A 451-nucleotide genomic window follows, 5' to 3' on the forward strand; every position below is an offset into this window, starting at 1 on the left:
CACAATTACAGCCCCATCAGGAAAAGAGATTGCCAATACTGTTGTAGAGCAATTAAAAGCCAATCAAAATCAGTAATAAGTTTTTAGCTAAACATTTGATTTCATAGAAAGACCCACCATGCCCAAACGTACCGACCTAAAATCTATCCTTATCATCGGCGCCGGCCCTATCGTTATCGGTCAGGCCTGCGAATTTGACTATTCGGGCGCACAGGCCTGCAAAGCCTTGCGTGAAGAAGGCTATAAAGTCATTCTGGTGAATTCCAACCCCGCCACGATCATGACCGACCCTGAAATGGCCGATGTTACCTACATCGAGCCGATTATGTGGCAGACGGTGGAAAAAATTATCGCCAAGGAGCGACCTGATGCGATTCTGCCTACCATGGGCGGTCAGACTGCGCTGAACTGTGCGCTGGATTTGGCGCGCAACGGCGTGTTGACGAAATAC

At 48.6% G+C, this 451-nt stretch carries 1 pseudogene; it reads left to right on the forward strand.

The annotated features are described in order from the left end of the window. Positions 1 to 118 precede the first annotated feature (118 nt). Positions 119 to 451 (forward strand): annotated as a pseudogene (carB, locus tag ACTHUM_RS19685) (carbamoyl-phosphate synthase large subunit); the annotation flags it as partial.

Source organism: Neisseria sp. P0021.S006 (genome assembly GCF_051956895.1).